Raw genomic sequence first — 12,813 nt, 5'->3', positions numbered from 1 at the left:
GGGCGGATTGCGTTTCTGTATCCGTAAATGCCCGGGATGATCAGCAGGGAGACGCGACGTGACGGCACGGGACGGTCAGGGGCGGGCGGCCGGTGGAAGCTGGAGCCGACGCGGTGTTCTCGCGGGACTGATCGGGGCGCCGGTCCTACTCCTTGCGGCCTGCAACGACAACAGCGGTAACAGCGGCAGCGGTTCCGGCAGCGGTTCCGGCTCCGGCGGCAGCGCGAGCGGCGCCCCGGGCAATGGCGGCGGCAGCAGCAGCGCCCCGAAGACCTCGGCCGCCGTGATCACCGTCACCCCCGCCGACGGGGCCACCGCCGCCAGCTTCAGCGAGCCGGTCAAGGTCACCGTCACCAACGGCACCCTGACCAGCGTCAAGGTCACGGACTCCACCGGCAAGGAACTGGCCGGCCAGCTCTCCGCCGACAACGCCGGCTGGACCTCGGCCGCCGCCCCGGCCAGCGGTACCAAGTACACCGTCGCCGCCGTCGCCCAGGACAAGGACAAGCTGGAGGCGGACTCCAACGCCGTCTTCACCACGGCGACCCCGGCCAACACCTTCGTCGGCTACTTCACCCCCGAGGACGGCTCGACGGTCGGCGTCGGCATGCCCGTCTCGATCAACTTCAGCAAGCCGATCACCGACAAGAAGGCCGTCCAGCAGGCGATCACCGTGACCGCCGAGCCGGGCGTCGAGATCGTCGGCCACTGGTTCTCCAGCACCCGCCTCGACTTCCGGCCGCAGGAGTACTGGGCCAAGGGCACCCAGGTCACCCTCAAGCTCCGGCTCAAGGACGTCGAGGGCGCCAAGGGCGTGTACGGCACCCAGTCCAAGGACGTCCGCTTCACCGTCGGCCGCGCCCAGACCAGCGTCGCCGACCTCGCCACCAAGAAGCTCACCGTCACCACCGACGGCCAGGTCAGCGCCGTGTACAAGATCTCCGGCGGCTCGCCCGAGCACACCACCTGGGGCGGCAAGATGGTCATCTCCGAGCAGTACACGCAGACCCGGATGAACTCGCAGACCGTCAACCTGGGCAGCGAGTACGACATCGCGGACGTGCCGCACGCCCAGCGCCTCACCACCTCGGGCACCTTCATCCACGGCAACTACTGGTCGTCGACGTCGATCTTCGGCAGCCAGAACACCAGCCACGGCTGCGTCGGCCTGCAGGACGCCAAGGGCGCGCAGGACGCCGGCACGGACGGCTACAAGTTCTACAAGTCCTCGATGGTCGGCGACGTGGTCGAGGTCGTGAACTCCGGCGACAAGACCGTCGCCCCGGACAACGGCCTGAACGGCTGGAACATGGGCTGGGCCGACTGGAAGGCCGGCAGCGCCGTCTGATCCACCCGCAGCCGGGCTGCCCCGTCCGGCCCGCGACCGGCTTGCCCGGTCACGGGCCGGACGGCAGCGGCGAGCAGCCGCCCGGCGAGCTGTGAGCCGCGCCCGGCCTCAGCGCTTGGCGTAGTCCGCGAACCCCTGCCAGTCGACGACGACGCACTGCTCGTCGCCGAGGATCCAGGCGTCGTGTCCGGGCGGGCAGATCATGTAGTCGCCGGGGCCGAACTCGGCCTCCTGGCCGTCGTCCATGACGATCTTCATCCGGCCGGAGATCACGTACCCCATGTGGGCCGCCTGGCAGCTGTCGGTCTTGGCGATCGGCTTCACGTGCTTGGACCACTGCCACCCCGGCTCGAACACGGCCCTGCCGACCGGGCCGGAATCCAGGTTGACCAGCCGCAGCTCGCCCTTGCCCTCCTCGAAGGGACGGACTTCCTCGGGATCGTCGAAGCTCTTGCGGACCAGACCGGACATGGCGCACCACTCCTCTCCACGAGGGGGCCCGGCCGCCGACGGGCGGCCGGGCGGCCCCTGCTGGCCCTTCCAGTCTGCGCCCCGAACGGGAGGGGGTCACAGCGGGAAGGGCACACGCGGAGTCGTCGACGCCCGGTCAGCCCCGGGTGCGGGCCACGCCGATCGGGCAGGAGGCGCCGGTGCCGCCGAGGCCGCAGTAGCCGTTGGGGTTCTTGGCCTCCGACAGGTACTGCTGGTGGTACGGCTCGGCCGGGAAGAACGGACCGGCCGGGGCGATCTCCGTGGTGATCGGCCCGTAGCCGAGCGCGGTGAGGGCCGGCTGGAAGGCCTCCCGGGAGGCCGCCGCGGCCTCGGCCTGGGCGGGGGAGTGGGTGTAGACCGCGGAGCGGTACTGGGTGCCCACGTCGTTGCCCTGGCGGTTGCCCTGGGTCGGGTCGTGCGCCTCCCAGAACGTCTTCAGCAGCCGCTCGTAGGAGACCACGGCCGGGTCGTACACCACCCGGACCGCCTCGGTGTGCCCGGTCAGACCGCTGCACACCTCGTCGTACGTCGGGTTGGGGGTGTAGCCGCCCTGGTAGCCGACCAGCGTCGTCCAGACGCCGGGCAGGCGCCAGAACGTGCGCTCGGCGCCCCAGAAGCAGCCCAGCCCGAAGTCGGCCACCTCCAGGCCCTCCGGGTACGGACCGGTCAGCGGGTGGCCGAGCACGGTGTGCGGGTCGCGCAGCTCGAAGGCCGCGGTCGGCCGACCGGGCAGCGCCTGGTCGGCGGGGACGAGCGAGGTCTTGTGGCGGTTGAACAACACGGCCTGCTCCAGCGGGTCGGGAAACGTGGCTCACTCTGCAACGCGAACGGCCGCCCCCGGATTCCGGGAGCGGTGCTTCCGGACGGCGGAGGCCCGCGGTGGCGATGGTTTCCGCCAGTGCTCCGGGTTCCGGCGAGCGCGTCGACGTGCGGCCATTAGGCTCGGAGTCATGACCGAGCACCAGCTTCCCCAGGGCTTCGAGACCCGCGCCATCCACGCGGGGCAGGAAGCAGACCCCCAGACCGGGGCCGTCGTCACGCCGATCTACCAGGTGTCCACCTACAAGCAGGACGGGGTGGGCGGCCTGCGGGGCGGCTACGAGTACAGCCGCAGCGCCAACCCGACCCGCACCGCGCTGGAGGAGTGCCTCGCGGCGCTGGAGGGCGGCGCCCGCGGCCTCGCCTTCGCCTCCGGCCTGGCGGCCGAGGACACCCTGCTGCGCACCATCCTCAAGCCGGGCGACCACATCGTGATCCCCAACGACGCCTACGGCGGCACCTTCCGGCTCTTCGCCAAGGTGCTGACCCGCTGGGGCGTCGAGTTCTCCGTGGCCAACACCCAGGACCTGGCCACCGTCCGCGACGCGATGCGTCCCAACACCCGCGCGGTGTGGGTGGAGACCCCGTCCAACCCGCTGCTGGGCATCACCGACCTGGCCGCGCTCGCCGAGATCGCGCACGGCGCCGGCGCGCTGCTGGTGGTCGACAACACCTTCGCCAGCCCGTACCTGCAGCAGCCGATCGCGCTCGGCGCGGACGCGGTCGTGCACTCCACCACCAAGTACATGGGCGGCCACTCGGACGTGGTCGGCGGTGCGCTGGTGCTGGCCGACGCGGCCCTCGGCGAGGAGGTCGCCTACCACCAGAACGCGATGGGCGCGGTCTCCGGCCCGTTCGACGCCTGGCTGGTGCTGCGCGGCATCAAGACGCTGGGCGTCCGGATGGACCGGCACAGCGCCAACGCGGAGAAGGTCGCCGAGCTGCTGGCGAGCCACCCCAAGGTCAGCCAGGTGCTCTACCCGGGCCTGCCCGAGCACCCCGGCCACGACATCGCCGCCAAGCAGATGAAGGCCTTCGGCGGCATGGTCTCGTTCCGCGTCGCGGGCGGCGAGGAGGCGGCCGTCGAGGTCTGCAACCGCGCGCAGCTGTTCACCCTCGGTGAGTCCCTCGGTGGCGTCGAGTCGCTGATCGAGCACCCGGGCCGGATGACCCACGCCTCGGTGGTGGGCTCGGCGCTGGAGGTGCCGTCCGACCTGGTGCGCGTCTCGGTCGGCATCGAGTCGATCGACGACCTGCTGGCCGACCTCAAGCAGGCGCTCGGCTGAGGCCCCCGGGGTTCACTGCCCCTGCTGGTCCGCCGTGTACGACTCCATCGCGTGGTTGAAGCGGGCCAGCAGGGCGCAGAACGCGTGCTGCTCCTCCGGCGGCCAGTCGGCCACCAGGCGGCGGGTCAACTCGGCCCGCCCGTCCCGGACTTCGTCGAGTCGGCCGGAGCCGCGGGAGGTCAGCGCGAGCCGTACGGCGCGGCGGTCGGCCGGGTCCTGCACCCGGCCGACCAGCCCGGCCGCGACCAGCGGGGCGACCTGGCGGGTCACCGTGGAGGAGTCCACGCCCAGCGATTCGGCCAGCGCCTTGACGTTGGCGGGGCCGTGCCGCTCCAGCCGGTCGAGCAGTAGGTAGGCGGCCCGGTCCAGCGCTCCGACCCCGCCGCTGGAGGTGCGGACCTGTTCCATGCGGCGTGCGAACACCGCGAGCTGGTACTGCAGTTGGGTGTGCACGGGGTCGGTGCGGTCGGTGGCCTGGGGCGAGGTCGTCGTCATCGCGGCTCACGATCGTCGTGCGGTGAGGGAGGCTCAGAACCAGCAGCGTACGCGGGCTCGGCGGGCCCGGGAACAGGCCCGGCGTCCCGGATTGCCGTCGTCCGGACCTCTAACCTTGGCAGCATGCACAACTGGCCGATCACCCTCGACGACGTCCGCGGCGCCCAGAAGATGCTCGTCGGGATCGCCCGGGTGACCCCGATGGAGGGCAGCCGGCACCTCTCCGGGCTGATCGGCGCGCCGGTCCACCTGAAGTGCGAGAACCTGCAGCGCACCGGCTCCTTCAAACTGCGCGGGGCGTACGTGCGGATCGCGGGACTCTCGCCGGTGCAGCGGGCCGGCGGGGTGGTGGCGGCGAGCGCCGGGAACCACGCCCAGGGGGTGGCGCTGGCGGCCGCGCTGCTGGGGGTGCAGTCGACGGTGTTCATGCCGGTCGCCGCGCCGCTGCCGAAGGTCGCGGCCACCCGCGAGTACGGCGCCGACGTGCGGCTGCACGGCGCCAACGTGGACGAGGCGCTGCGGGCCGCCCAGCGGTACTCGGAGGCGACCGGCGCGGTGTTCATCCACCCCTTCGACCACTGGGACGTGGTCACCGGCCAGGCGACCGTCGGGCTGGAGATCCTGGAGCAGTGCCCCGAGGTGCGCACCATCCTGGTCGGGGTGGGCGGCGGCGGGCTGCTGGCGGGGATCGCGGCGGCGGTCAAGCCGCTGCGGCCGGACGTCCGGGTGGTCGGGGTGCAGGCGGCCGGCGCCGCCGCGTACCCGCCCTCGATGGCGGCCGGGCGGCCGGTGTCGCTGGAGCACTTCGCCACCATGGCCGACGGGATCATGGTCGGGCGCCCGGGGGACATCCCCTTCGAGGTGGTCAACACGCTGGCGGACGGCATCCACACGGTCTCCGAGGACTCGCTGTCGCGGGCGCTGCTGCTCGGCCTGGAGCGGCTGAAGCTGGTGGTCGAGCCGGCCGGGGCGGCCCCGATCGCGGCGCTGCTGGAGCGGCCGTACTCCTTCGAGGGCCCGGTGGTGGCGGTGCTGTCCGGCGGCAACATCGACCCGCAGCTGATGCAGCGGGTGCTGCGGCACGGGCTGGCGGCGGCCGGGCGCTACCTGTCGCTGCGGGTGCGGCTGGCGGACAAGCCGGGCTCGCTGGCGGACCTGCTGGGCGTGCTGACCAGGCTGGACGCCAATGTGCTGGACGTGGCGCACGTGCGGATCGACCCGCGGCTGGGGTTGGCGGAGGTCGAGGTGGACATGCACCTGGAGACCAAGGGGCCGGAGCACTGCGCGGCGGTGGTCGGCGAGCTGCGGGACTCGGGGTACGTCGTCTCCGACTAGCTAGCCGGCGGGCGTTCCGGCGGGGCGGGTGGGGCGGGAGCGTCCATCGGGCTCCCAGTTGCCGGTGGTTCGGGCCCCGATTGCCGGTCGTTGCTGCGGTGTGCCGCGGCTCCTCCCTGGAACGATGGCGGAGCCGTATCCCTTGACGCGATATATCGCGTACTGGGAGACTCGCGATACATCGTGTTCGAGTCCCGCATGTCGAAAATCGAGTCGACCGCGTGCCCGAAAGCGGGGCAGAGTGGGACAGATCGCCCCATACGTCCGAGGAGATGAGGCAGGCCATGGCGCCAGCCATCCAAGCCGAGAACCTGGTGAAGACCTTCGGCGACGTACGAGCCCTGGACGGCGTCAGCCTCGACGTCCCCGAGGGCACGGTGCTCGGGCTGCTCGGCCCGAACGGCGCCGGGAAGACCACCACCGTGCGGGTCCTCACCACCCTGCTCCGCCCCGACTCCGGCCGCGCGGTGGTCGCCGGGGTCGACGTGCTCAAGAACCCCAACCGGGTGCGCAGTCTGATCGGCCTGTCCGGTCAGTACGCGGCGGTCGACGAGTACCTGACCGGCTTCGAGAACCTCACCATGGTCGGCGAGCTCTACCAGATGAGCGTCCGCGACGCGAAGGCCCGGGCGCTGGAGCTGCTGGAGTGGTTCAACCTGACCGACGCCAAGGACCGCACCGCCAAGACCTACTCCGGCGGTATGCGCCGCCGCCTGGACCTCGCCGCCGCGCTGGTCGTCCGCCCGCCGGTGATGTTCCTGGACGAGCCGACCACCGGTCTCGACCCGCGCAACCGGCTCGCGCTCTGGGAGGTCATCGAGACCCTGGTCGAGCAGGGCACCACGCTGCTGCTCACCACCCAGTACCTGGAGGAGGCGGACCGGCTCGCCCACGACATCGCGGTGGTCGACCGCGGCCGGGTGATCGCCCGGGGCACCGCCGACCAGCTCAAGGCCCAGATCGGCGGCGAGCGGATCGAGGTCGTGGTGCACGAGCCCGGGGTCGTCGCCGACGCGGTCGCGGCGCTGTCCGGCTACGCGCTCAGCGAGCCGACGGTGGAGCGGAACACCCGCCGGATCACCCTGCCGATCAGCGGCGGTGCCCGGGTGCTCGCCGACGCCATCCGCGAACTGGACGCCCGCGGGATCGAGATCGACGACATCGGGCTGCGCCGCCCGACCCTGGACGACGTCTTCCTCACCCTGACCGGCCACGTCGCCGAGCAGGAGGCCGAGGAGGGCGGCGCCGACCCCAAGGCGCGCGGCCGCGGCGGCCGGAGCAGGGGCAGAACCGCCGACGCGGCCGACAGCGGGGACCGGGGACCGGACAAGCAGGCCGTCGCGGCCGGGAAGGAGCACTGAGATGAGCACCGCCACCGAGCACGCCATCGGCGCGGCCGTGCCCAGACAGCGCCGGGGGCTGTCCGCCACCCTGCACGACTCCTGGGTGGTCGCCAAGCGCAACCTGCGCCGGATGACCCGCATCCCGGAGATCGTCGTCTTCGGCCTGATGCAGCCGGTGATGTTCGTCCTGCTGTTCTCGTACGTCATGGGCGGGGCGATCAAGATCCCCGGGACGGATTCCAGCTCCCACACGTACATCCAGTTCCTGATGGCCGGCATCTTCGCCCAGACCGTCACCTTCGCCACCGCCGGCGCCTCGGCCGGCATCGCGGAGGACATGACCAAGGGCCTGGTGGACCGCTTCCGCTCGCTGCCGATGGCCCGCTCGGCGGTGCTGGTCGGCCGCACGCTGGCGGATCTCGTCCAGACCGGCTTCATCGTGATCGTGCTGGGCCTGGTGGCGCTGCTGGTCGGCTGGCGGATCCACGACGGCGTGCTCAACGCGCTCGCCGCCTTCGGCCTGCTGCTCCTGTTCGGCTACGCCTTCTCGTGGATCGGCGCGCTGATCGGCCTGTCGGTGCGCAGCCCCGAGGCGGCCACCTCGGCCGGGCTGATCTGGCTGTTCCCGCTGACCTTCGTGTCCAACGCCTTCGTGCCGGTCAGCTCGATGCCGGACTGGCTGCAGCAGATCGCGTACTGGAACCCGTTCAGCGCCACCGTGCAGGCCTGCCGGGAGCTGTTCGGCAACCAGGTCGGGCCGGTGGACGGCGCCTGGCCGATGCAGCACGCCGCCCTGGTGTCGGTGATGTGGTCGGTCCTGATCACGGCGGTGTTCTCGTGGCTGTCGGTGCGCAAGTACCGCTCGGCCACCGCCTGAGCGGGCGCGCCGGGCCCCGGGTGCCGCCCGGCACACGGAAAGGGCGGCCGTGGAGTCCCCGACTCCACGGCCGCCCTCGCGCTGTCGCGGGCCGGATCAGCCGGCGTGCGGCACGACCTTGACGATCTTCACCATGGCCGGCTTGCCGTTCGGCAGCTCGTAGGTGGCCTCGTCGCCGATCTGCTTGCCGTCGATCGCGCGCCCCAGCGGCGACTGCGGCGAGTAGACGTCCAGGTTGTCGGAGCCGGCCACCTCGCGGGAGGCGAGCAGGAACTCCATGAGGTCGTCCTCGTCGCCGTCGAAGGCGACCGTGACGACCATGCCCGGGGCCACCACGCCCGAGTCGGCCGGGGCCTCGCCGACCTTGGCACGCTCCAGGAGCTGGGTCAGCTGGCGGATGCGCAGCTCGTACTTGCCCTGCTCCTCCTTCGCCGCGTGGTAACCGGCGTTCTCCTTGAGGTCGCCCTCCTCGCGCGCCGCCTCGATCTTCTGGGCGATCTCGATGCGCCAGGGCCCGGTCAGATGATCCAGCTCGGCCTTGAGCTGGTCGTAGCCGGCCTGAGTGAGCCAGGTCACGTTCTCGCTGGTCTGGGTCACGGGTGCTCCTCGTAGGTGCTGGGGCTGTGCTGAGGGTGTGAGTCGTCAGCCGGGGTTGGTGGTGATATCGGTCTCAACTACAAAGCAACGCCCGCTCCCGTACCATCCGGTGCGGAAGGGGCGAAACCACGAGCCTAACAAGTCCTGCCGACAAGCGGGAGAGGCGTTGGCGCGGCATTGACGGTGGCGTTACGCCGCGGTGTACAGGACGGAGAGCGGGACCTTTTACGGATGCCCGCTCCCCGGATCGAATATGCGCCCTACTTGGCGGGCGTGCAGCCCAGCAGTTCGGCGGTGGTGCCGCGGGCCGTGGTGCGCAGGGTGACCACCGCGTCGTAGCTGTCGCCGGCCGCCGGGACCGGGAAGTCGGCCACCCCGACCACCCCGTGGTCGTCGCCCTGGGAGCGGACCGTGCAGGTGCCGGCCTGGCCCTCGCTCTTGCGCACGGTGAGGTGCAGCTGGACCTCGGAGTCGGAGACCACCTGGAAGGTCGGCACCGAGCCGTTGATCTTCGTCTCGCGCAGCAGGTAGGAGCCGCCCAGCCAGGCGATCAGACCCAGGCCCAGCACGCCGCAGACCGCGCCGACCACCTTCAGGCGGCGGTCCGCCTCGCGGTCGCCGCCGCGTCCGTAGCGCCCCTCGGGCAGCCGGGCGGCGGTGGTCTCTGCAGTCATCGGACCCTGTCCTCTCCTGGGGGAGGGGCCGCGCGGGTGGTGCGGGGGAATGCGACGCTCCTCCAGTCCGTCACTATAGGAGGGGCTCGCCCGCGGCCGGTCCGGCGGGGGCAGGGCTCGGCCGTGTCGGCGACTTCCGCGGCCGGCCCCGCGGCGACGCGGTCCCGGAGTGAGCGGTTCGTACGGTGGGCAGACCCGGACTTCGCGGAACGCCCGATGATGTGGAAGGAACGCAAGGCGTTGACTGAGCAGTTGCGACTGATGGCGGTGCACGCCCACCCGGACGACGAGTCCAGCAAGGGCGCGGCCACCATGGCCATGTACGTCGAGCAGGGTGTGGACGTACTCGTGGCCACCTGCACGGGGGGCGAGCGCGGGTCGGTTCTCAACCCCAAGCTCCAGGGGGACCCGTACATCGAGGAGAACATCCACGAGGTGCGGCGCAAGGAGATGGACGAGGCGCGGGCGATCCTCGGCGTCAAGCAGGCCTGGCTGGGCTTCGTGGACTCCGGCCTGCCCGAGGGGGACCCGCTGCCCCCGCTGCCCGAGGGCTGCTTCGCCCTGCAGGACGTCAAGGAGGCGGCCGAGCCGCTGGTCCGGCTGATCCGCGAGTTCAAGCCGCAGGTCATCACGACCTACGACGAGAACGGCGGGTACCCGCACCCGGACCACATCATGACCCACAAGATCACCATGCTGGCCTTCGACGCCGCGGGCGACCCGGACGCCTACCCCGAGGCCGGCGAGCCCTGGCAGCCGCTGAAGGTCTACTACAACCACGGCTTCCCGATGGGCCGCATCCGCGCCCTGCACCAGTACCTCACCGAGCACGGCCACGACTCGCCGTACGGCGAGTGGATCGCGGGCTGGGAGAAGAGCGGCCGCAAGGAGCGCGAGATCACCACGCGGGTCCGCTGCGACGACTGGTTCGAGACCCGTGACCGGGCGCTGATCGCGCACGCCACCCAGATCGACCCGGACGGCCCGTGGTTCCGCGTCCCGCTGGAGGTCCAGCGCGAGGTCTGGCCCACCGAGGACTACGAGCTCGCCCGTACCCTGGTCGACGTGGACCTGCCGGAGGACGACCTGTTCGCCGGCCTGCGCACCCCCACCCTGGCGGCCGAGGCCGCCGACACGCGCGACTGAAGCACCCCCCGATGGCCCGGCTCCCCGTGAGCCGGGCCACCATAGAGATATGAGCGCCCCCGTGAACCTCCTCCACCTCGCCGCTGACCTCGCCGTCGACGACGCCAAGGTCACCCCCGGCCTCCTCGGCTTCGTCGTCTTCGCCGCCCTCGGCGTGGCGACCTGGTTCCTGGCCAAGTCCATGAACCGCCAGTTCAAGAAGGTCGACTTCGCGGAGGAGCCGGAGGCTCCGAAGGAGTGAGTCCCCGGCCCCCGCCGGCCGCCGATGCGGAAGGATGGGGGCATGCCGAACCGTCTCGCGGACGCGACCTCGCCGTACCTGCAGCAGCATGCCGAGAACCCGGTCGACTGGTGGGAGTGGTCCCCCGGGGCCTTCGAGGAGGCGGCGCGGCGCGGGGTGCCGGTCCTGCTGTCGGTCGGGTACGCCGCCTGTCACTGGTGCCACGTGATGGCGCACGAGAGCTTCGAGGACGCCGGGCTCGCCGGGTACCTGAACGAGCGGTTCGTCGCGGTCAAGGTGGACCGGGAGGAGCGCCCGGACGTCGACGCCGTCTACATGGAGGCGGTGCAGGCCGCGACCGGGCAGGGCGGCTGGCCGATGACGGTCTTCCTCACGCCCGACAAGGAGCCGTTCTACTTCGGCACCTACTTCCCGCCGGAGCCCCGGCACGGGATGCCCTCGTTCCGGCAGGTGCTGGAGGGCGTGGACGCCGCCTGGCGGGACCGGCGGCAGGAGGTCGGCGAGGTCGCCGGACGGATCCGGGCCGACCTGGCCCAGCGGGCCGCCGTCTACTCGGCCGGCGCCCACAACCCGCCCGGCGAGGCGGACCTGCACCAGGCACTGGTGACCCTCAGCCGGGAGTTCGACCAGGCGCGCGGCGGCTTCGGCGGCGCCCCCAAGTTCCCGCCGGCCATGGTCGTCGAGTTCCTGCTGCGCCACCACGCGCGCACCGGCTCGGAGGCGGCGCTGGAGATGGCCGTGCGCACCGGCGAGGCGATGGCCCGCGGCGGAATCCACGACCAGCTCGGCGGCGGCTTCGCCCGGTACGCGGTGGACGCCGGCTGGGTGGTGCCGCACTTCGAGAAGATGCTCTACGACAACGCCCTGCTGCTGCGCGCCTACCTGCACCTGTGGCGGGCCACCGGCTCCGCGCTCGCGCGGCGGACCGCGCTGACCACGGCGGACTTCCTGCTGCGCGAACTCCGCACCCCCGAGGGCGCGTTCGCCTCCGCGCTGGACGCCGACAGCCTGGACGAGGAGACCGGGCAGTCCGCCGAGGGCGCCTACTACGTGTGGGAGCCCGGCCAGTTGGTCGACCTGCTCGGCCCCGCCGACGCGGCCACCGCCGCCCGGCTGTTCACCGTCACCGCCGACGGCACCTTCGAGCACGGCACCTCCGTCCTCCAACTCCTCGCCGAGCCCGAGGACTCCGCCGAGTACGAGGCGATCCGCGCCCGGATGCTCGAAGCGCGTTCGGCCCGGCCCGCACCGGCCCGGGACGACAAGGTGGTCGCCGCCTGGAACGGCCTCGCCGTCGCCGCGCTCGCCGAGACCGGCGCACTGCTGGAGCGGCCCGACCTGGTCGAGGCCGCCGAGCGCGCCGCCGACCTGCTGCTCGCCGTCCACCTCACCCCCGACGGCCGGCTGCTGCGCACCTCCCGGGACGGCCGGCCCGGCGCCAACGCGGGCGTGCTGGAGGACTACGCGGACACCGCCGAGGGCTTCCTCGCGCTGTACGCCGTCACCGGCGAGGCGGAGTGGCTGCAACTGGCCGGCGGTCTGCTCGACACCGTCCTCAAGCACTTCACCGACGAGGCCTCCGGCGCGCTCTACGACACCGCCGACGACGCCGAGGAACTGATCCGCCGCCCGCAGGACCCCACCGACAACGCCACCCCCTCCGGCTGGACGGCCGCCGCCGGCGCCCTGCTCACCTACGCCGCGTACACCGGATCCGACCGGCACCGCACGGCCGCCGAGCGCGCCCTCGGCGTGGTCGGCGCGCTCGCCGGCCGGGCGCCGCGGTTCATCGGCTGGGGCCTGGCGGTGGCGGAGGCGCTGCTGGACGGGCCGCGCGAGGTCGCGGTGGTCGGCCCGGCCGGGGACGGGGCCACGGCCGCGCTGCGGCGGGCGGCGCTGCTCGGGACGGCGCCGGGCGCGGTGGTCGCGGTGGGCGAGCCGGGGGAGACCGAGGTGCCGCTGCTGACGGACCGGCCGCTGGTCGGCGGGGCGCCCGCGGCGTACGTCTGCCGGCACTTCGCCTGCGACGCGCCGACCACCGATCCGGCGGTGCTGGCGGAGCGACTGGGCGCCACGGTCGACTAGCGGGGGCCGGCGGCCGTCCGGCAGGGGCCCGGATAATCGTTGGCAGGATCGGTCGGGTCGGGGCGAACATGGGCC

13 protein-coding genes are annotated in these 12,813 nt (G+C 72.4%); 8 read left to right on the top strand and 5 right to left on the bottom strand.

Annotated features, from left to right (window positions below; translation table 11 throughout):
* Positions 1-58 precede the first annotated feature (58 nt).
* Positions 59-1,348, top strand: coding sequence for an Ig-like domain-containing protein (locus ACIRST_RS39710; RefSeq protein ID WP_350522236.1), 1,290 nt, complete (start codon positions 59-61; stop codon positions 1,346-1,348).
* Positions 1,349-1,456: 108 nt separating this feature from the next.
* Here ACIRST_RS39710 and ACIRST_RS39705 read toward each other — a convergent pair whose 3' ends face one another.
* Positions 1,457-1,819, bottom strand: coding sequence for a cupin domain-containing protein (locus ACIRST_RS39705; protein ID WP_350522235.1), 363 nt, complete (start codon positions 1,817-1,819; stop codon positions 1,457-1,459).
* Between the two features lie 136 nt (positions 1,820-1,955).
* Positions 1,956-2,621, bottom strand: a complete 666-nt coding sequence (gene msrA / locus ACIRST_RS39700) for a peptide-methionine (S)-S-oxide reductase MsrA (protein WP_350522234.1) — start codon at positions 2,619-2,621, stop codon at positions 1,956-1,958.
* A gap of 169 nt (positions 2,622-2,790) precedes the next feature.
* On the opposite strand from msrA, the gene ACIRST_RS39695 reads away from it, so the two are divergent.
* The gene (locus tag ACIRST_RS39695) at positions 2,791-3,945 is read left to right on the top strand and encodes a cystathionine gamma-synthase (RefSeq protein WP_402809133.1); all 1,155 of its coding nucleotides are present in this window, start codon (positions 2,791-2,793) and stop codon (positions 3,943-3,945) included.
* A 12-nt stretch (positions 3,946-3,957) separates the two neighbouring features.
* Here ACIRST_RS39695 and ACIRST_RS39690 read toward each other — a convergent pair whose 3' ends face one another.
* Positions 3,958-4,440: a MarR family winged helix-turn-helix transcriptional regulator gene (locus ACIRST_RS39690; RefSeq protein ID WP_402809131.1), complete on the bottom strand. Its 483-nt coding sequence runs from the start codon at positions 4,438-4,440 to the stop codon at positions 3,958-3,960.
* A 123-nt stretch (positions 4,441-4,563) separates the two neighbouring features.
* Here ACIRST_RS39690 and ilvA point away from each other — a divergent pair, with 123 nt between their 5' ends.
* The 3 genes from ilvA (at position 4,564) to ACIRST_RS39675 (ending at position 7,995) form a co-directional block, all read left to right on the top strand.
* Entirely contained in the window at positions 4,564-5,775 is a 1,212-nt protein-coding gene (gene ilvA / locus ACIRST_RS39685; protein WP_350522229.1) for a threonine ammonia-lyase, read from the top strand.
* Between the two features lie 284 nt (positions 5,776-6,059).
* Complete coding sequence (locus ACIRST_RS39680; RefSeq protein WP_350522228.1) at positions 6,060-7,136, top strand: ATP-binding cassette domain-containing protein; 1,077 nt, start codon at positions 6,060-6,062, stop codon at positions 7,134-7,136.
* 1 nt (position 7,137) lies between these two features.
* Complete coding sequence (locus ACIRST_RS39675; protein ID WP_350522227.1) at positions 7,138-7,995, top strand: ABC transporter permease; 858 nt, start codon at positions 7,138-7,140, stop codon at positions 7,993-7,995.
* 96 nt (positions 7,996-8,091) lie between these two features.
* Here ACIRST_RS39675 and greA read toward each other — a convergent pair whose 3' ends face one another.
* Together greA and ACIRST_RS39665 are read right to left on the bottom strand one after the other, a co-directional pair.
* Complete coding sequence (greA, locus tag ACIRST_RS39670) at positions 8,092-8,592, bottom strand: transcription elongation factor GreA (protein WP_350522226.1); 501 nt, start codon at positions 8,590-8,592, stop codon at positions 8,092-8,094.
* Between the two features lie 260 nt (positions 8,593-8,852).
* Positions 8,853-9,266, bottom strand: a complete 414-nt coding sequence (locus ACIRST_RS39665) for a DUF4307 domain-containing protein (RefSeq protein WP_350522225.1) — start codon at positions 9,264-9,266, stop codon at positions 8,853-8,855.
* 240 nt (positions 9,267-9,506) lie between these two features.
* Here ACIRST_RS39665 and mca point away from each other — a divergent pair, with 240 nt between their 5' ends.
* The 3 genes from mca to ACIRST_RS39650 are packed head-to-tail and all read left to right on the top strand — an operon-like array spanning position 9,507 to position 12,738.
* Complete coding sequence (gene mca, locus ACIRST_RS39660) at positions 9,507-10,412, top strand: mycothiol conjugate amidase Mca (RefSeq protein ID WP_350522224.1); 906 nt, start codon at positions 9,507-9,509, stop codon at positions 10,410-10,412.
* Positions 10,413-10,461: 49 nt separating this feature from the next.
* Positions 10,462-10,653, top strand: a complete 192-nt coding sequence (locus ACIRST_RS39655; RefSeq protein WP_350522223.1) for a hypothetical protein — start codon at positions 10,462-10,464, stop codon at positions 10,651-10,653.
* A 42-nt stretch (positions 10,654-10,695) separates the two neighbouring features.
* Entirely contained in the window at positions 10,696-12,738 is a 2,043-nt protein-coding gene (locus ACIRST_RS39650) for a thioredoxin domain-containing protein (RefSeq protein WP_402809126.1), read from the top strand.
* The last annotated feature ends 75 nt before the right edge of the window (positions 12,739-12,813 follow it).

The organism is Kitasatospora sp. NPDC101447 (assembly GCF_044767225.1).
Lineage (GTDB): Bacteria > Actinomycetota > Actinomycetes > Streptomycetales > Streptomycetaceae > Kitasatospora.
The sequence above is the reverse complement of the archived record's forward strand: the minus strand, read 5'-3'. Positions and strand labels throughout refer to the sequence as shown.

Bases quoted from the DNA above. Each gene is read 5' to 3' on its own strand.
- ilvA (WP_350522229.1), top strand. From the start codon at position 4,564: ATGCACAACTGGCCGATCACCCTCGACGACGTCCGCGGCGCCCAGAAG.
- ACIRST_RS39665 (WP_350522225.1), bottom strand. From the start codon at position 9,266: ATGACTGCAGAGACCACCGCCGCCCGGCTGCCCGAGGGGCGCTACGGA.
- ACIRST_RS39690 (WP_402809131.1), bottom strand. From the start codon at position 4,440: ATGACGACGACCTCGCCCCAGGCCACCGACCGCACCGACCCCGTGCAC.
- ACIRST_RS39650 (WP_402809126.1), top strand. From the start codon at position 10,696: ATGCCGAACCGTCTCGCGGACGCGACCTCGCCGTACCTGCAGCAGCAT.
- ACIRST_RS39705 (WP_350522235.1), bottom strand. From the start codon at position 1,819: ATGTCCGGTCTGGTCCGCAAGAGCTTCGACGATCCCGAGGAAGTCCGT.
- ACIRST_RS39680 (WP_350522228.1), top strand. From the start codon at position 6,060: ATGGCGCCAGCCATCCAAGCCGAGAACCTGGTGAAGACCTTCGGCGAC.
- ACIRST_RS39655 (WP_350522223.1), top strand. From the start codon at position 10,462: ATGAGCGCCCCCGTGAACCTCCTCCACCTCGCCGCTGACCTCGCCGTC.
- ACIRST_RS39695 (WP_402809133.1), top strand. From the start codon at position 2,791: ATGACCGAGCACCAGCTTCCCCAGGGCTTCGAGACCCGCGCCATCCAC.
- ACIRST_RS39675 (WP_350522227.1), top strand. From the start codon at position 7,138: ATGAGCACCGCCACCGAGCACGCCATCGGCGCGGCCGTGCCCAGACAG.